The 15,611-nt window shown below is 70.6% G+C and carries 17 protein-coding genes; 4 read left to right on the top strand and 13 right to left on the bottom strand.

The annotated features are described in order from the left end of the window. Nucleotides 1-9: 9 nt before the first annotated feature. Nucleotides 10-696, top strand: a complete 687-nt coding sequence (locus tag AC5Y4D_RS11385; RefSeq protein ID WP_499992873.1) for a GAF and ANTAR domain-containing protein — start codon at nucleotides 10-12, stop codon at nucleotides 694-696. Here the strand turns inward: AC5Y4D_RS11385 and AC5Y4D_RS11380 are convergent. Both AC5Y4D_RS11380 and AC5Y4D_RS11375 read right to left on the bottom strand, forming a co-directional pair. Continuing rightward, nucleotides 690-944 (bottom strand): hypothetical protein, encoded by a 255-nt coding sequence (locus AC5Y4D_RS11380; protein WP_499946742.1) that lies wholly within the window; start codon nucleotides 942-944, stop codon nucleotides 690-692. The genes AC5Y4D_RS11385 and AC5Y4D_RS11380 overlap by 7 nt on opposite strands. Nucleotides 945-951: 7 nt before the next feature. After that, on the bottom strand, nucleotides 952-1,668 hold the full coding sequence (locus AC5Y4D_RS11375) for a GAF and ANTAR domain-containing protein (protein WP_499992871.1): 717 nt from the start codon (nucleotides 1,666-1,668) through the stop codon (nucleotides 952-954). Between the two features lie 231 nt (nucleotides 1,669-1,899). Between AC5Y4D_RS11375 and AC5Y4D_RS11370 the strand changes: the two genes are divergently transcribed. After that, nucleotides 1,900-5,649, top strand: a complete 3,750-nt coding sequence (locus tag AC5Y4D_RS11370) for a PE family protein (RefSeq protein ID WP_499992868.1) — start codon at nucleotides 1,900-1,902, stop codon at nucleotides 5,647-5,649. Nucleotides 5,650-5,656: 7 nt separating this feature from the next. On the opposite strand, the gene AC5Y4D_RS11365 is transcribed toward AC5Y4D_RS11370, so the two are convergent. The 5 genes from AC5Y4D_RS11365 to ruvC all read right to left on the bottom strand — a co-directional run bounded on the left by AC5Y4D_RS11365 (nucleotide 5,657) and on the right by ruvC (nucleotide 8,963). Then, nucleotides 5,657-6,319 carry a hypothetical protein gene (locus AC5Y4D_RS11365; RefSeq protein ID WP_499992865.1) on the bottom strand — a complete coding sequence of 221 codons (663 nt, stop codon included), beginning with the start codon at nucleotides 6,317-6,319 and terminating at the stop codon, nucleotides 5,657-5,659. A gap of 63 nt (nucleotides 6,320-6,382) precedes the next feature. Further along, complete coding sequence (locus AC5Y4D_RS11360; RefSeq protein WP_499992862.1) at nucleotides 6,383-6,772, bottom strand: DUF1304 domain-containing protein; 390 nt, start codon at nucleotides 6,770-6,772, stop codon at nucleotides 6,383-6,385. A 9-nt stretch (nucleotides 6,773-6,781) separates the two neighbouring features. Beyond that, the gene (ruvB, locus tag AC5Y4D_RS11355; protein ID WP_499946737.1) at nucleotides 6,782-7,822 is read right to left on the bottom strand and encodes a Holliday junction branch migration DNA helicase RuvB; all 1,041 of its coding nucleotides are present in this window, start codon (nucleotides 7,820-7,822) and stop codon (nucleotides 6,782-6,784) included. Beyond that, nucleotides 7,819-8,412 carry a Holliday junction branch migration protein RuvA gene (gene ruvA, locus AC5Y4D_RS11350; protein ID WP_500037167.1) on the bottom strand — a complete coding sequence of 198 codons (594 nt, stop codon included), beginning with the start codon at nucleotides 8,410-8,412 and terminating at the stop codon, nucleotides 7,819-7,821. The genes ruvB and ruvA overlap by 4 nt, the downstream gene beginning before the upstream one ends. After that, the gene (gene ruvC, locus AC5Y4D_RS11345) at nucleotides 8,409-8,963 is read right to left on the bottom strand and encodes a crossover junction endodeoxyribonuclease RuvC (protein ID WP_499946735.1); all 555 of its coding nucleotides are present in this window, start codon (nucleotides 8,961-8,963) and stop codon (nucleotides 8,409-8,411) included. The genes ruvA and ruvC overlap by 4 nt, the downstream gene beginning before the upstream one ends. A 100-nt stretch (nucleotides 8,964-9,063) precedes the next feature. Between ruvC and AC5Y4D_RS11340 the strand changes: the two genes are divergently transcribed. Beyond that, complete coding sequence (locus tag AC5Y4D_RS11340; protein WP_500037166.1) at nucleotides 9,064-9,558, top strand: DUF2617 family protein; 495 nt, start codon at nucleotides 9,064-9,066, stop codon at nucleotides 9,556-9,558. A 3-nt stretch (nucleotides 9,559-9,561) separates the two neighbouring features. On the opposite strand, the gene AC5Y4D_RS11335 is transcribed toward AC5Y4D_RS11340, so the two are convergent. The 5 genes from AC5Y4D_RS11335 to pdxS are packed head-to-tail and all read right to left on the bottom strand — an operon-like array spanning nucleotide 9,562 to nucleotide 13,340. Then, a complete protein-coding gene (locus tag AC5Y4D_RS11335; RefSeq protein ID WP_499946733.1) occupies nucleotides 9,562-10,317 on the bottom strand; it encodes a YebC/PmpR family DNA-binding transcriptional regulator in 756 nt (251 codons plus the stop codon). A gap of 45 nt (nucleotides 10,318-10,362) precedes the next feature. Then, on the bottom strand, nucleotides 10,363-10,989 hold the full coding sequence (locus AC5Y4D_RS11330) for a class I SAM-dependent methyltransferase (protein ID WP_500037165.1): 627 nt from the start codon (nucleotides 10,987-10,989) through the stop codon (nucleotides 10,363-10,365). A 9-nt stretch (nucleotides 10,990-10,998) separates the two neighbouring features. Next, complete coding sequence (gene pdxT, locus AC5Y4D_RS11325) at nucleotides 10,999-11,595, bottom strand: pyridoxal 5'-phosphate synthase glutaminase subunit PdxT (RefSeq protein WP_500037164.1); 597 nt, start codon at nucleotides 11,593-11,595, stop codon at nucleotides 10,999-11,001. Continuing rightward, nucleotides 11,592-12,428 carry an acyl-CoA thioesterase II gene (gene tesB, locus AC5Y4D_RS11320; RefSeq protein WP_499946730.1) on the bottom strand — a complete coding sequence of 279 codons (837 nt, stop codon included), beginning with the start codon at nucleotides 12,426-12,428 and terminating at the stop codon, nucleotides 11,592-11,594. The genes pdxT and tesB overlap by 4 nt, the downstream gene beginning before the upstream one ends. A 9-nt stretch (nucleotides 12,429-12,437) precedes the next feature. After that, nucleotides 12,438-13,340, bottom strand: a complete 903-nt coding sequence (pdxS, locus tag AC5Y4D_RS11315; protein ID WP_499946729.1) for a pyridoxal 5'-phosphate synthase lyase subunit PdxS — start codon at nucleotides 13,338-13,340, stop codon at nucleotides 12,438-12,440. A 193-nt stretch (nucleotides 13,341-13,533) separates the two neighbouring features. Between pdxS and AC5Y4D_RS11310 the strand changes: the two genes are divergently transcribed. Then, entirely contained in the window at nucleotides 13,534-15,018 is a 1,485-nt protein-coding gene (locus AC5Y4D_RS11310) for an HNH endonuclease signature motif containing protein (RefSeq protein ID WP_500037172.1), read from the top strand. On the opposite strand, the gene AC5Y4D_RS11305 is transcribed toward AC5Y4D_RS11310, so the two are convergent. Then, entirely contained in the window at nucleotides 15,015-15,608 is a 594-nt protein-coding gene (locus tag AC5Y4D_RS11305; RefSeq protein ID WP_499944645.1) for a hypothetical protein, read from the bottom strand. The genes AC5Y4D_RS11310 and AC5Y4D_RS11305 overlap by 4 nt on opposite strands. Nucleotides 15,609-15,611 lie beyond the last annotated feature (3 nt).

The following is a 15,611-nucleotide window of genomic DNA, read 5'->3' as shown; positions in this document are numbered from 1 at the left end:
CGAAAAGCCATGTCGGAGCCGTCGACCCATCAGCTGGCGGTGCGAATGGCCGATCTGGCCCGCGCCGTCGCCGTACCCCGCACAGCTGAGGAGATCTTCTCGGAGGTCACCGCAGCCGCCGTGGAACTGATCCCCGGCGTCGACACAGCGGGAATCCTGCTGATCAAGAAGGGCGGGAAGTTCGAGTCGCACGCGGGCACCGACGACCTGCCGCACGAGCTGGACGAACTGCAGCAAACCCTGCAGGAAGGCCCGTGCATGGACGCGGCACTGCACGACGTGGTGGTACGCAGCGACGACTTCCGGGTCGAAAGTCGATGGCCGGCCTACTCCGCCGCCGTCCGCAAGCTCGGCGTGCTCAGCGGGCTTTCCTTTCGGCTCTACACCCAGGAACGCACCGCCGGCGCGTTGAACCTGTTCGGTTTCCAAGCCACGGAGTGGGACGACGAGAAGCAGACCATCGGGACCGTGCTCGCCGCCCAGGCCGCCGCGGCGATCATGGCGCACAGCCAGACCGAGAATCTGCGGTCCGCGGTGGCCAGCAGGGACCGGATAGGTCAGGCCAAGGGCATCGTGATGGAACGTTTTCACGTCGACGACGTCCAGGCCTTCGCCATGCTGCGCCGGCTCTCCCAGGAGAGCAACACCTCACTGCTCAGCATTGCGCAACGCGTGATCGACACGCGGGGTCACTGAGTCGGGAATTCGTCGCTGTAGGGGGCACGTGGCGGCGCGATCTCGTCCAGCCGCTCGTTGATGGCGTGCGCGAGCATGTCGTGTTGCAGCGTCGGCAGCGACATGGCGCCGTTGAGATAGGCGTCCACCTCGAACCGCCCCACCTCGCCGCCCAGACTGAAGTACCGCAGCCAGAGTTCGTCGACGGAGACGTCGGCCGCTTCGAAAGCGGCCCGAAACTTCTCATTCAATTCGCGGTAGGTGGTCATCGGCTCGTCAAACGTCGTCCGGGGATGCGACGATCCGCTCGGCGACGTCCCGGATCAGGCTGCGGGAACGATGCGCCTCGGCGGCCAGTTCGCGGAAGGCTTCGACGGGACCGACGCCTCGCCGTGCCATCACGATGCCGCGGGCGATCGCGATCAGGTCCCGGGTTCGCAACGTCTCCTTGAGTTCGTCGCTGAGCCGCTCGGCGGCCTGGACGGTCTGCACATTCGCCACGAAGATCGCCGCCTGCATGGCAAAGCGACGCAGCACGTCTTCGTCGCGTTCGTCGAACGCCGCACGGGCGGTGGAGTACACCTTGATCGCCCCCAGCGCGGTCGTCCCGTCGATCAGAGCCGCGCTCAGGAAAGACTTCATGCCCAGCTGATGTGCGCGCTCGATCCAGGTCGGCCAGCGTCGCTCGTCGTCCCCCTCCTGAGAACGCACGACGGTGCGCTCGCGCCACGCGGTCAGGCAGGGTCCCTCGTCCAGCTGGTACTGAAGGTCGTCGAGTCGACTCACCAACGGGTCCGTCGCTGCGGAGGTCACCCGTCTCCCGTCGGCATCGAGCAGGCTCACCCCCGAGCCGGTGCTTCCGGCGATGGTGTCGGTGGCCAGCGACGTCACGGTCGACAACGCGGTCGCCACCGTCGCCTCGCTGAGCAGGACGCCCGACATGCTGGCGAACGCTCGCGCCAGTTCCTCAGCGGGGTCGGAAGCTGCCGTCACAAGTTTCGGTCCTTCGCAGTGGGCGTCCGCGTCGGCGGACCCGGTAGAACTACCACTCCCCTGACCGATCAAACGTCAACGGCCCAAGCATCAGCGTCGCTATGAATTCATGCGATTCCGCTCGTGCAATCGCCTCGGCCGCGTAGCGTTTCCTCGCGCAATCTACGCAAGCGTCAATCTCGTGAACTGGGAGGACCGAATTTGTCGTCATTTGTGATTGCTTCGCCTGAAATGTTGGCCGCAGCGGCCGGTGATGTGCGCGGCATCGGTGAGGTGTTACGGGCGGCCACGGTGGCTGCGGCGCCGCTGACGACAGCTATCGCCCCGCTGGCCGGTGACGAGGTGTCGGCGGCGGTGACGCGGGTGTTCGGCACCTACGGTCAGGCGTACCAGGCGCTCAGCGCGCAGGCGGCGCTGGTGCATGAGCAGTTCGTCCGGTCGCTGGCCGCCGGCGCCAGCTCCTACGCGGGCGCTGAAGCGACCAACGTGGTGCAGATGCTGGAGCAGGGCGTCTTGGGATTGGTCAATGCGCCCACCAACGCGCTGTTGGGGCGTCCCTTGATCGGAGACGGTGTCAACGGGGCGCCGGGCACGGGGCAGGCCGGCGGCGCCGGCGGGTTGTTGTTGGGCAACGGGGGCGCGGGCGGCTCGGGTGCGGCCGGCCTCAGTGGTGGGCGCGGCGGTGATGCCGGCTTGTTCGGCAATGGCGGCGCCGGTGGCGCCGGCGGCACTGGAGCGACGGGGGCCGTGGGCGGCACCGGAGGCGGCGGAGGCGCCGGCGGCTGGCTGGCCGGGATCGGCGGAGCCGGCGGTGCGGGCGGCGAAGGGGGTGCCGGCGGTTCGGGGGTCGGTGGGGCCGGCGGCACCGGCGGTATCGGCGGTGTCGGACGGGCACTGATCGGCGGCGGTGGCGGTATCGGGGGCGCCGGCGGTGTCGGCGGCATGGGTGGTACCGGCGCAACAGGCGTCGCGGGTGCGGGGCCCGTCGGTGGCCAAGGCGGTACCGGATTCGCCGGTGGGGCCGGCGGGGCAGCTGGGCAGGGCGGTTCGAGTTACGGGCTGTTCGGTGCCGGCGGCGCCGGCGGCGTCGGCGGCACCGGCGGGGCCGGCGGTCTCGGCGGGGATGGCGGTACCGGTTTCGAGTTCGCCGCCGACGGCGGTAACGGCGGCACCGGCGGAAACGGCGGTGAGGCGGGAGTCGGGGGGGCCGGCGGCGCCGGCGGATACCTCGGCGCCGCTGGGGCGGCGGGCCACGCAGGCACCGGCGGGGCCGGCGGCGTGGGAGGTACCGGCGGGAAGGGCGACGTCGGCGGCAGCGGCACGTCCGGAGCGGCACCCACGGCGGGCGAGCAAGGCCGGCAGGGCGGCGCGGGCGGTCAAGGGGGTAACGGCGGCGCCGGCATCAACGGTGTCGGCGGCGGCGCCGGCGGCCAGGGCGGCACCGGCGGTCAAGGTGGGCACGGCGGCAACGGTGGTCACGCCACCGGCACCACCACTACGGGCGCCACCGGCGGCGGTATGGGCGCCCAGGGTGGTCAGGGCGGCACCGGGGGCACCGCCGGGGCCGCGGGCAGCGGCGTCGACGGCGGCGCGGCCGGCAGCGTCGGGACTGGCGGTACCGGCGGCACGGGCGGCACCGGCGGTAACGGTGCTACCGGCGGCAACGGCGCGTCGGGTCTGTCCCCGGGCGCAGGCTGGCAGGGCGGACAGGGCGGGACCGGCGGTCGCGGCGGCACCGCCGGTGCCGGGATCAACGGGATCGGCGGCGGACAAGCCGGCGCCGGCGGCCACGGCGGCGAGGGTGGTGCCGGCGGCAACGGCGGCACCAACACCGGCGCCACCAGCACCGGAGCCAATGGCGGAGGCATGGGCGCCCAGGGCGGTCGGGGTGGCACCGGGGGCAGCGCCGGAGTCGCCGGCACCCGGGTCGACGGCGGAGCGGCCGGCAGTGCGGGCACCGGCGGAACCGGCGGGACGGGCGGCACCGGCGGCAACGGCGCCACCGGGATCAACGGATTCCACAACCCCGACAGCCCCACCGCGGGCAGCCAAGGTGGCCAGGGCGGCGCCGGTGGCACCGGCGGGAGCGGCGGCGCCGGCGTCGACGGGGTCGGCGGCGGGCAGGCCGGCAAGGGCGGTGTCGGCGGTAACGGCGGCACGGGCGGCAACGGCGGCGTCAACACCGGGCTCACCGGCGGGAACGGCGGTGCGGGTGGTCAGGGTGGCAGCGGCGGCACGGCCGGAGCCGCCGGCGCCGTCGTCGACGGGGGCGCCGCCGGCAGCATCGGCACCGGGGGAACCGGCGGGCTGGGCGGTAACGGCGGCACCGGCGGTGTCGGCGCCAACGGCACCTCCGGCGACGCGGTCACCGGGGGCCAGCAGGGCGGGCAGGGCGGCGCCGGGGGCACCGGTGGCACCGGCGGTGCGGGCGACGGAGCAGGCAATGGCGGCGGAGCCGCCGGCAAGGGCGGTGTCGGCGGCACCGGCGGCAGGGGTGGCAATGGCGGCACCAACACCGGGCTCACCGGCGGGAACGGCGGTAACGGCGGCCAGGGTGGCAGCGGCGGCACGGCCGGAGCGGCCGGCGCCGTCGTCGACGGGGGCGCCGCCGGCAGCATCGGCACCGGCGGTGCGGGCGGCAACGGCGGGAACGGCGGCGGCGGCGGTAAGGGCGCGGCGGGCACATCGGGCGTCTCCCCCACCGCCGGGGGCCAGGGCGGCCAAGGAGGCACGGGCGGCAGCGGCGGCAGCGGCGGCGCCGGCATCGGCGGTGTGGGCGGCGGCAACGGCGGCAACGGCGGCACCGGCGGTCTCGGGGGCAACGGCAACATCGGTGGCGACAACACCGGCACCACCAGCGGAGCCGGCGGCAGAGGCGGGCAGGGCGGTACCGGAGGCACCGCCGGAACAGCCGGTAGCGGTACCGATGGCGGCAGCGACGGCAACAACGGTACCGCCGGCAACGGCGGGAACGGCGGCACGGGCGGCCGCGGCGCCGACGGGCTGGCCGGCACGAACGGCGCCCTACCCACCGGCGGCAGCAGCGGCGGTGTGGGCGGGGCCGGTGGCACCGGCGGCACCGGTGGCGCCGGCATCGACGGAGTCGGGGGCGGTGCCGGCGGCCAAGGTGGCCAGGGTGGTGACGGCGGTGACGGCGGCCTGGGCGGCACCAACACCAGTGGGACGGCAAGCGCGCGTGGCGGCCAGGGCGGCACCGGAGGACAAGGGGGTGACGGCGGAGTGGCCGGTGCCGGCAGCACGACGGGCGGCCGTGGCGGCGACGGCGGCGACGGCGGCGACGGCGGCTTCGGTGGTGAAAACAGCAGGGGCGCTCAGCTCTCCCCGTCCATGGCGGGCGGCGGCGGGGGCGGTGGCGCCGGCGGCCAAGGGGGTGCCGGTGGTGGTGGCGGCGCCAGCGGCGGCGACGGCGGCGACGGCGGCAACGGCGGCAATGGCGGCAGTGCCGTCAGCACCCCCGACCTCACGGGTGCTTTCGGAGGTGGCGGCGGTGACGGCGGCGGCGGCGGGAATGCCGTCGGCGAGGCCGGAGGCGCAGGCGGGGGTGGCGGTGGCGGCGGTGCCGGCGGAACCGCCGGGTCGATCGTCTTCGGCGGGGGCGGCGGCGGTGGCGGTGCGTCGGGTGGACCCGGCGGAACGGCCGGCGATGGCGGTTCCGGGGGCGCCGCCCTGGTCGGAAGCACCGGTGCCGCTGGTGGATCCGGCGGCGACGGAAGCCCGGACATCACGGGCGGCACCGGCGGCGGAGGCGGCGGAGGCGGCGCGATCTTCCAGGGCATCCTGGATGGTTGGAGCGGATCAGCCGGAGTCGACGGCGGCGCCGGCGGAGCCGGGGGCGCGGCCTTCTTCGGCCACGGTCAGACTGGCGGCTCCGGAGGTACGGCCGGTGGCGGTGGGGAGGGCGGCTCCAGCCAGACCGGCAACCCGGCCAGCGCCAAGGGCGGCGCCGGCCAGGCCGGTTGATCAGCCGCTACGCGACCGGGGTGCGGTGGCGGCGGAACAGACCACCGCGGCGCCGCTCGGGCTCGCCCGACGGCTCCACCTGCGCGTCGCGCGGCCTGGTGATCGCGTCAGTCGACACGTCGTCGCCGCGCGGAGTGTCGGTCGTTTGAGCCACGGTCGTTTGCGGCACCGACGTCCGATCCACCGCGTCGACGCGCTGCACGTCGCGTGCGAGTAGAACGGCCACCCGCGCCAACGCCGCTCCGGCCAGGAACGCGATCAACGCGCCCAGGCCGGAGAAGTACGCGACTTCGAGCACCGCGCGTTTGCGTTCGGTGACTGCCACCGGGTCACCGACCGATCCGATGCCCAACGCGGGCGCGAACGCGCGGCCGACGACGAACCAGGCGCCACCGAGAGCGGCCAGCCACCCGCCGAGCATCCCGCCGGCGCGGCTCCTGGACATGATCAACAACAGACCGCCGATCGCCGTGATGACACCCGGCAGCACCTCGAGCCAGCCGCGCGCCGCGGTCCATGACTGCCCAGGTGTGTAGGCGAAGTCGAAGTTCGGGCCGAGGAACGGTATCAGCGCTCCATACGCCCCCAGAATGACGAGAAGCAATCCGGTCAACGCGCCACGCGAGCGCGGGATACGACCCCGGGCGGGGCGGTCCTCTACGTGTGTCATGACATCTCCTTCATAGGTACCGACTTGGGTACCCGGGCGATGCCTCGTTTAACGGTCGTGTTGTCAGCGGGTGGCCAAACCGGCTATCAGTAGGGCGACGGAGATGACCGGGAACAGGCCCTGGGTCACCGCGGCCCGCGCCTTGTCCCGTGCCGAGACCAACAGCACGACGGCGGCCGCCGCCATGGACCCCACCCCGGCGAAAACCAGCGCGGCACCCACATCCCGGTGCCCGGCGCATACCGCCGCGATGCCGATACCTGTCACGATCGCCAGAAACAGGTTGTAGAACCCCTGGTTGAACGCCAGCAATTTGGTGGTCTCGGCTTCCTCGGGTGTGGTGCCGAACGTGGCCCGGGTGCGCCTGGAGGTCCACGTGAAAGACTCCATAGTCCAGATGTAGACGTGCAGCGCCGCAGCCAGCGCGGCGAAAACTATTGCGGCAGTGACCATTTCGCTCTCCTAGTCGAATAGTCCCGGTTGCGAGACGCCGGCCGGGGGCGTCATACCCAGATGTGTCCACGCCAGCGCGGTCGCCACCCGGCCGCGCGGGGTGCGGGCTACCATGCCCGCCCGCACCAGAAACGGCTCGCACACCTCCTCGACGGTGGCGGCCTCCTCCCCCACCGCGACCGCCAGGGTCGACACCCCTACCGGACCGCCGCCGAAACTGCGGGTCAGCGCCGACAACACCGCTCGGTCCAGCCGGTCGAGGCCGAGTTCGTCCACGTCGTAGACCTCCAGGGCAGCCTTGGCCACGTCGCGGGTGATGATGCCGTCGGCGCGCACCTCGGCGTAGTCACGGACCCGGCGCAGCAACCGGTTGGCGATCCGCGGCGTCCCGCGCGAGCGGCGCGCGATCTCGGCACCGGCCTCGGCACCCAGCTCGATGCCCAAGATGCCCGCTGAGCGCGCCAGCACCCGCTCCAACTCGGCGGGCTCGTAGAAGTCCATGTGCGCGGTGAAGCCGAACCGGTCGCGCAGCGGGCCGGTCAGCGCGCCGGAACGGGTGGTCGCGCCGACCAGGGTGAAGGGTGCGACCTCGAGCGGAATGGACGTCGCCCCGGGCCCCTTCCCGACGACGACGTCGACCCGGAAGTCCTCCATCGCCAGGTACAGCATCTCCTCGGCGGGCCGGGCGATCCGGTGGATCTCGTCGATGAACAGCACGTCGTGTTCGACCAGGTTGGACAGCATCGCGGCCAGGTCACCGGCGCGTTCCAGGGCGGGGCCCGACGTGACCCGCAGCGAGGATCCCAGCTCGGCGGCGATGATCATCGCCAACGACGTCTTGCCCAGGCCCGGTGGCCCGGACAGCAGGATGTGGTCCGGGGTGCCGCCGCGGTTCTTGGCGCCCTCGATGACCAGTTGCAACTGCTCGCGGACCCGGGGCTGGCCGATGAATTCGCGCAGCGACCGCGGCCGCAGGCTGCCGTCGATGTCGCCCTCGCCGACCGCCAGCGACGGCGAGACGTCGCGCTCGTCGAAATCGTCGTCGCTCATTTGGCCTTGCCCAGCAGCGACAACGCGGCCCGCAGCGCGGTCGACGTCGTCGCCTCCCGGTTGTCGGCCAGCACCTTGTCGGTGGCTTCCTCGGCCTGTTTGACCGCGAACCCGAGGCCCACCAACGCCTCGACCACCGGCCCCCGCACCGCGTGGCCGTTCACCGCCGGCGCTGCACCCGTCCCCGCGATCACACCGACCTTGTCGCGCAGTTCGAGCACCATCCGTTCGGCGCTGCGCTTGCCGATGCCGGGCACCCGGGTCAGCGCGGCGACATCGCCGTCGGCCAGCGCCTGCCGCAGCGCCGCCGCGTCGTGCACGGCCAGCGTCGCCATCGCCAGCCTCGGACCCACCCCGGACACCGACAGCAGCGTCTGGAACAGGTCCCGAGTCTCGACGTCGCAGAAGCCGTAGAGCGTCATCGAGTCTTCGCGGACGATCATCGCGGTGATCAGCCGCGCTTCGGTGCCTGCGCGCAGCGTGGCCAGCGTCGAGGGGGTCGCGTTCACCCGGTACCCGACGCCGGCCGCCTCTATCACCGCGTGATCGAGTGCCACCTCGAGCACGTCGCCGCGGACCGAGGCGATCATCGTGCCGCCTTCAGCTTGGCCAGGTATTTGTTGCGGTGCTGCACCGCCTGCGCCTGCGCGGCGGCCAGCCGTTCCAGCGTCGGCGCACGCCAACAGTGGCAGATGGCCAACGCCAGTGCGTCGGCGGCGTCGGCCGGGGTCGGTTTGGCTTGCAGCGCAAGGATTCTGGTGACCATGGCGGTGACCTGCGCCTTGTCGGCGGCACCGTTGCCGGTGACCGCGGCTTTGACCTCGCTGGGCGTGTGGAAGTGCACGTCGATGTCGCGCTTGGCCGCTGCCAGGGCGATCACGCCGCCGGCCTGCGCGGTGCCCATCACCGTCGATACGTTGTGCTGGGAGAACACCCGCTCGATGGCCAACACGTCCGGTCGGTGGGTGTCCAGCCAGTGATCGACTGCGTCGCTGATGGCCAGCAGCCTGCGGTGCAGTGGCTCGCCCGACGGCGTCCGCACCACGTCGACGTCCAAAGCGGTGATCTGGCGGCCACGACCGCTTTCCACCAACGACAATCCGCACCGCGTCAAGCCGGGATCCACACCCATCACCCGCACCGCAGCTCCCTACTTCCTACCGAACAGCTGTTCGATAGCCTAGCCCGGCGGTCCGACATCGCCGGGTAGGGACACGCGCCGATGAACTAGGTTGAGCCCGGTGCCGCTTCATCAGCTCGCTGTTGCGCCGGCCGACGTGTCCGGGACCCGACTGGCGTTGGCGCTGAACGCGGCCGCGCCACGCCCGCTGGCCAGCTGTCGACTGGATCACCCTCACGGCGGCGCGCTGTCGCTCGGAGTGCTGGGCGCTTCGCATGTCGTCGTCGTCGAGCACGGCGCGGCCCGGTTCTCCGAACAGGTTTCCTGCCTCACGAGCGGCGAGCTGCCCGAACGTTCCGCTGCGCCCGGCTACCGGCTGCAAGCACGCACCGACGAGTACGACGAGTCCGCTTTCCGCACGCTGGCAACTTACTTGCGCGAACGGTGCGAGATTGACGACGGCTGGCTGGGTGGGGTGTTTCCCGGCGACGACGCCGCGCTGACCGCATTGGCCGCCGAGCCCGACGGCACCGGCTGGCGCTGGCAGACCTGGCACCTCTACCCGACGGAGTCCGGCGGTGTCGTGGTACGGACCGCCAGCCGCTGGCATCCGTGAGGGTCACTCCGCGTCGAGCGCGGCCAATACCTCGTCGGACAGGTCGACGTTGGTCCAGACGTTCTGCACGTCGTCGCTGTCTTCCAGCGCGTCGACCAGCTTGAACACCTTGCGGGCACCGTCGGCGTCGACGGGCACGCTGACCGACGGCTGGAAGCTGGCCTCGGCGGATTCGTAGTCGATGCCGGCCTCTTGCAGCGCGGAGCGCACCGCGACCAGGTCGGTCGGCTCGGAGATGACCTCGAAGCTCTCGCCCAGGTCGTTGACGTCCTCAGCGCCGGCGTCGAGCACCGCCGTCAGCACGTCGTCCTCGGTCAAGCCGTTCTTCTCCAGGGTCACGACGCCCTTACGGGAGAACAGATAAGACACCGAGCCGGGGTCGGCCATGGTGCCGCCGTTGCGGGTCACCGCCACCCGGACCTCGCCGGCCGCGCGGTTGCGGTTGTCGGTCAGGCACTCGATCAGCACAGCGACGCCGTTGGGCCCGTACCCCTCGTACATGATGGTCTGGTAGTCGGCGCCGCCGGCTTCCTCACCGGCACCGCGCTTGCGGGCGCGTTCGATGTTGTCGTTGGGCACCGAGGTTTTCTTCGCCTTCTGGATGGCGTCGTACAACGTCGGGTTACCGGCCGGGTCGCCGCCGCCGGTACGGGCCGCGACCTCGATGTTCTTGATCAGCCGGGCAAACTCTTTGCCGCGGCGGGCGTCTTTGACGGCCTTTTGGTGCTTGGTGGTGGCCCACTTGGAATGGCCGCTCATCGGTGTGACTTACCTCTTTCGCTTCGAAAAGTTCGCCTGACGAGTCTACGTGCCGCCCAATTCACCGGGCTTGATCCACCTCCATTGGGTCGACCACCACGGAACCGCGTGGGGCAGTCTGTCGCTGACGGCGCGCACCACACCGGGCCACCACTCACGGTGATAGTCGTCACCGGACAGCCAACCACCCGGCGCGACTTTGGGCTGCCACGCATCGATGTCGGCGACGACGCTGTCATAGTCGTGTCGGGCATCGAGATGGACCCAGGCCACCGAACCGTCTGCGAAGAATTCGGCGGCTACCACCGAATCGCTGATGATCAGCTGGATGGTCTCGACCAGCCCGCAGTCGATGATGTTGCGGTGTAGTAGCCCCGCGAAGGTCCCGCCGCCGTGCCGGACCGCGGGTCCATGCGCATCGGTGTTGTCGCGTCCTTCCGGACCGCTGCCGCGTGCGGTGTCCACCCCGACGATGGCGATGTCGCGACCCGCCTCGCGCACCACCTCGCCCAGCGAGCAGATGCTCTGCCCCAGATAACACCCCACCTCGACAAACCGGCTCCCATCGGGAAAATGCGCAACGGCTTCCTCCTGGTGACGACGCCACTGGAACCAGCCGGGAATATCCCGCCAGGAGTGGACGGGCCGATCGAACGCATTTGCCGACGCCATGATCCGAACTTAGCCGCGGCCCTGGACCATCTCGACGAACAACCGGTGCACGCGTCGGTCCCCCGTCACCTCCGGGTGAAACCCCGTCGCCAGCACCGCGCCCTGGCGCACCGCGACAATGTGTCCGGCCGCGCGGGCGAGCACCTGCACGTCGTCCCCGACCCGCTCCACCCACGGCGCCCGGATGAACACCGCGCGGACCGGACCGTCCAGCCCGTCGAACGGAATATCACCTTCGAACGAGTCGACCTGGCGTCCAAACGCGTTGCGCCGCACCGTCATATCGATACCGCGCAACGGCAGCGCCGCGCGCCCGTCGGCGCCCGCGTCCAGGATCTCGCTGGCCAGCAGGATCATCCCGGCACAAGCGCCGTAGGCGGGCAACCCGTCGGCCAGCCGGGCGCGCAGCGGCTCCAGCAGGTCGAAATCGCGCAGCAGATGGCTCATCGCGGTGGACTCCCCGCCGGGGATCACCAATCCGTCCACGGCCTCGAGTTCGGCGCGCCGCCGTACCGTGCTGGCCTCGGCGCCGGCTTCCCGCAGCGCCGCGAGATGCTCGCGGGTGTCGCCCTGCAAGGCCAGCACGCCGACCCGGGGCGCGCTCACGGCTGGTAACCGCGCTTGAAGCGGGTCAGCCCCTCCTGCATCACCGCGGCCACCATCTCGCCGCTCTGATTGAAGATCTTGCCCTGGCACAGCGATCGGCCGCCGCCGGCCGACGGTGAGGACTGGTCGTACAGCAACCATTCGTCGGCACGAAACGCGCGCATGAACCACATGGCGTGGTCCAGCGACGAGACCTGCAGGTGCTCGCGTTCTTGCATGTGCGTGACCTGCGCTGAGCCCAGCAGCGTCAGGTCGCTCATATAGGCCAGCGCGCAGATGTGCAGCACCGGATCGTCGGGCAGCGGGTCTCGGTGCCGAAACCACACCTGCTGCTGAGATGCCTTGCCCGGCAACAGCTTCAACAGGTCACGGGGGACGATGCAGACGTCCCACTCTTCGAACTGCTTGAATCCGGCGTCGTCGAACACCTTGACCGAATCCAGGCCCGGCAGTCCGTCCGGGGGCGGTGCCGCGGGCATCGCGTCCTGGTGGTTGATGCCTTCCTGGTCAGTCTGGAAGGAGGCGCCCATGCTGAAGATGATCTCGCCGTGCTGGATGGCGTTGACCCGCCTCGTAGCAAAGGATCCACCGTCGCGGGTGCGCTCGACGATGAACACCGTGCGCTCCTTGGCGTCCCCGGGCCGCAGGAAATATCCGTGCAGCGAGTGGACCTGGTAGCGCGGGTCGACCGTGCGCACCGCCGACACCAGCGATTGGCCGGCCACGTGCCCGCCGAAAGTGCGCTGCAGGAAACCGGATTCAGGACTGAACACGCTGCCGCGATAGATGTTGACCTCGAGTTGCTCGAGATCGAGGATCTCTTCGATCGCCACGGGATGTTTTTACCAGCCGCGTTGAGCTAGCCGGTGCGGCTCCGCGATCTCCTCGACGTTGATGCCGACCATCGCCTCACCCAGGCCACGCGACACCTTGGCCAGCACGTCGGGGTCGTCGTAGAAGGTGGTGGCCTTGACAATCGCCGCCGCCCGCTGCGCGGGGTCGCCGGACTTGAAGATCCCGGAGCCGACGAACACGCCCTCGGCGCCGAGTTGCATCATCATCGCGGCGTCGGCCGGCGTGGCGATGCCACCGGCGGTGAACAGGGTCACCGGCAGCTTGCCCGCCCGGGCCACCTCGACGACGAGATCATAAGGGGCCTGCAATTCCTTTGCGGCAACGAACAATTCGTCTTCGGACAACGACGTGAGCCGACGGATCTCGCCGCCGATGGCGCGCATGTGCGTGGTGGCATTGGAGACGTCGCCGGTGCCCGCCTCACCCTTGGACCGGATCATGGCCGCACCCTCGGTGATACGCCGTAGCGCCTCACCGAGATTGGTGGCACCGCACACGAACGGCACGGTGAACTGCCACTTGTCGATGTGGTGGGTGTAGTCGGCCGGGGTGAGCACCTCGGACTCGTCGACGTAGTCCACGCCGAGGCTCTGCAGGATCTGCGCCTCGACGAAGTGCCCGATGCGGGCCTTCGCCATCACCGGGATGGTGACCGCGTCGATGATGCCCTCGATCATGTCGGGGTCGCTCATCCGCGACACCCCGCCCTGGGCGCGGATGTCGGCGGGCACCCGTTCCAGTGCCATCACCGCGACGGCGCCGGCGCCTTCGGCGATGCGGGCCTGCTCGGGGGTGACGACGTCCATGATGACGCCGCCCTTGAGCATTTCGGCCATGCCTCGTTTGACGCGGGCGGTACCGGTTTGGGCCCCGTTCTGCTGGGTGTTCACTACGCTCCTCGGCTCTCGACTCGGTGCACCAGTCTAGTGGCCCAGGGCAAATCGGATTTTCCGACGCGTTGACGGAACTGGCGGAGAAGCCACCTGACCCAGCACGCGTGATTGTGGTAGTATCGAACGTATGTTCGAGCAATCGGGTCCGGAGGCTGTCGCCGCGGCGAAGGTGGCGCAGTTCGAGGAGTCGATGGGGGCGGTGTTCGCCCATCGGGAGGCGTTGAGCGAGACCACCGCGGCGTCCACGGCGTGGATGAGCCATATTCAAAACGCCGATCGGCTGATCAACCAGGCCGAGGCCACCCAGCTGGCGGCGATCTGGCAGCTGTTTTGCTATCGGCTCTCCCGTAGCGCCGAAACCCAGGCGTGGGCGATCGACACCACGGCCGCGGTGGCCGCCGAAGTGGCCGCAGGCCTGAAGATCAGCCAGTCCTGGGCCTCGGGCAAAGTCCACTATGCCCGCGCCATGGGGGAACGCCTGCCCCAGACCGCGGCGGTGTTCGAGCGTGGGGACATCGGTTTTTCGGCGTTCGCCACGGTGGTCTCGCGCACCGATCTGATCGAGGACCCCCAGGTGCTGGCCCGGGTGGATGCGTTGGTGGCCGCCAACATCACCCGCTGGCCCGCCCTGAGCGGCTGGCGGCTCTCGGCGCAGGTCGACAAGATCGTGGCCCGTCTCGACCTCGATGCGGTGCGCCGGCGCAAAAAACGCCAGCGCGACCGCGAGATCTACATCGGAGAAGACTTCGAAGGCCTCAGCGACATCCAAGGCCACCTGGCCAGCCCCGATGCCCGCGCCCTGGACGACAAACTGTCCGCGCTGGCGGCCACCGTGTGCTGCCATGACCCGCGCACCCGCACCCAACGCCGCGCCGATGCCATCGGGGCTCTAGCCGCCGGCAACGAGCGCCTGGCCTGCCGCTGTGACCGCCCGGACTGCACCGCGGCCACCCGCCCACCGGCCGGCCCGGTCGTCATCCACGTCATCGCCACCCACGACAGCCTCAACGGCACCGCCGACAACCCGGCGGCGATGATCGGCGCCGAAGGGCTCATCACCCCCGAACTGCTCGCCGAGTTGGCCCAGACCGCCAAACAGGTGCCGCTGATCCACCCCGGGTACTGCGCCCCCGAACCGCACTACCGCCCGTCCAAAGCGTTGGCCGATTTCGTGCGCTGTCGCGACCTGACGTGCCGCTGGCCGGGTTGCGATGTTCCCGCCACCCAGTGTGATCTGGATCACACGATCCCGTGGTCGCAAGGCGGGCCCACCCACGCGGCCAACACCAAGTGCTACTGCCGTACCCACCATTTGGTCAAAACCTTCTGGGGCTGGACGGAAAAGCAACTGGCCGACGGCACCCTGATCCTGACCTCCCCCGCCGGAGACACCCACGTCACCACCCCCGGCAGCGCCCTGCTGTTCCCCAGCCTGTGCACCGCCGTCGGCGGCATGCCCACCCCCGAAACCATTGCGCCCCAAGACCACTGCGCCCAACGCGGCGCGATGATGCCCAAACGCCGCCGCACCCGCGCCCAAAACCGCGCTCAGCGCGTCACCGCCGAACGCCGACACAACCACCAAGCCCGCATGGCCAACCGCCACGCCAGCGTCACCGGCTGGACCGACACCAGCCCACCACCAGGCCCCGACGACGAACCCCCACCCTTCTAGGTGGGCCAGGCACTCGCGGTGGTCCGGTAGTTGCCGTTAGGTCCGCTGCAGAAGTCCGAGTTGCTACCTGCCAACAGCACGAAATAGCCTTCGCCGCGCTTGATGTCGCTGTAGGGCGGGTAACTCCAGCCGCTGTTGCACATCGACGTCGGGGTGCCCACCGTCGCCCTACGCCAACTGTTCTTGACGCACGCCTTCAGCGCTTCACCGTCGGACACGCTGCTTTTGGCGATCACCAGCATGCCGCCACCCCAGTTGCCGTCGGCCCGACGATAGGCCCGCGCCCCGAACCCGGTCCCGTTCACCTGACAACCCAGCGACCGCTGCAACGGCTGAAACACCGTCGCGACGTCGCGGTTGGCCACACCCGAAGCGGCCGTGATGAATGCCGCCGCGTCGTTACCGTCGACCTCTTGGATATTGGCGTCGTGAAAGCTGTACAGCTGCTGCGCAATTGCGGCGTTGGCGCCACCGCCCACCACGGGTCCGCTGCCGGTCGAAGTCATGGTCGGCAGCGCCGGGTCGGCTTGTGCCGTGGGGCACAAGATCACCGAGAAGGCGGCCAGGGCAGCGCTCAACAGAACTCTCATCAG

The sequence above is a fragment of the Mycobacterium sp. NGS67 genome (assembly GCF_059812185.1).
Note: the sequence above shows the minus strand (reverse complement) of the source record. Positions and strands in the feature narration are given on the sequence as shown.

What these genes read in the sequence shown, in the direction of transcription:
- AC5Y4D_RS11385 (WP_499992873.1), top strand. Translation starts at nt 10, where the DNA reads ATGTCGGAGCCGTCGACCCATCAGCTGGCGGTGCGAATGGCCGATCTG.
- AC5Y4D_RS11380 (WP_499946742.1), bottom strand. Translation starts at nt 944, where the DNA reads ATGACCACCTACCGCGAATTGAATGAGAAGTTTCGGGCCGCTTTCGAA.
- AC5Y4D_RS11370 (WP_499992868.1), top strand. Translation starts at nt 1,900, where the DNA reads ATGTTGGCCGCAGCGGCCGGTGATGTGCGCGGCATCGGTGAGGTGTTA.
- AC5Y4D_RS11365 (WP_499992865.1), bottom strand. Translation starts at nt 6,319, where the DNA reads ATGACACACGTAGAGGACCGCCCCGCCCGGGGTCGTATCCCGCGCTCG.
- AC5Y4D_RS11360 (WP_499992862.1), bottom strand. Translation starts at nt 6,772, where the DNA reads ATGGTCACTGCCGCAATAGTTTTCGCCGCGCTGGCTGCGGCGCTGCAC.
- ruvB (WP_499946737.1), bottom strand. Translation starts at nt 7,822, where the DNA reads ATGAGCGACGACGATTTCGACGAGCGCGACGTCTCGCCGTCGCTGGCG.
- ruvA (WP_500037167.1), bottom strand. Translation starts at nt 8,412, where the DNA reads ATGATCGCCTCGGTCCGCGGCGACGTGCTCGAGGTGGCACTCGATCAC.
- AC5Y4D_RS11335 (WP_499946733.1), bottom strand. Translation starts at nt 10,317, where the DNA reads ATGAGCGGCCATTCCAAGTGGGCCACCACCAAGCACCAAAAGGCCGTC.
- AC5Y4D_RS11330 (WP_500037165.1), bottom strand. Translation starts at nt 10,989, where the DNA reads ATGGCGTCGGCAAATGCGTTCGATCGGCCCGTCCACTCCTGGCGGGAT.
- AC5Y4D_RS11310 (WP_500037172.1), top strand. Translation starts at nt 13,534, where the DNA reads ATGGGGGCGGTGTTCGCCCATCGGGAGGCGTTGAGCGAGACCACCGCG.
- AC5Y4D_RS11305 (WP_499944645.1), bottom strand. Translation starts at nt 15,608, where the DNA reads ATGAGAGTTCTGTTGAGCGCTGCCCTGGCCGCCTTCTCGGTGATCTTG.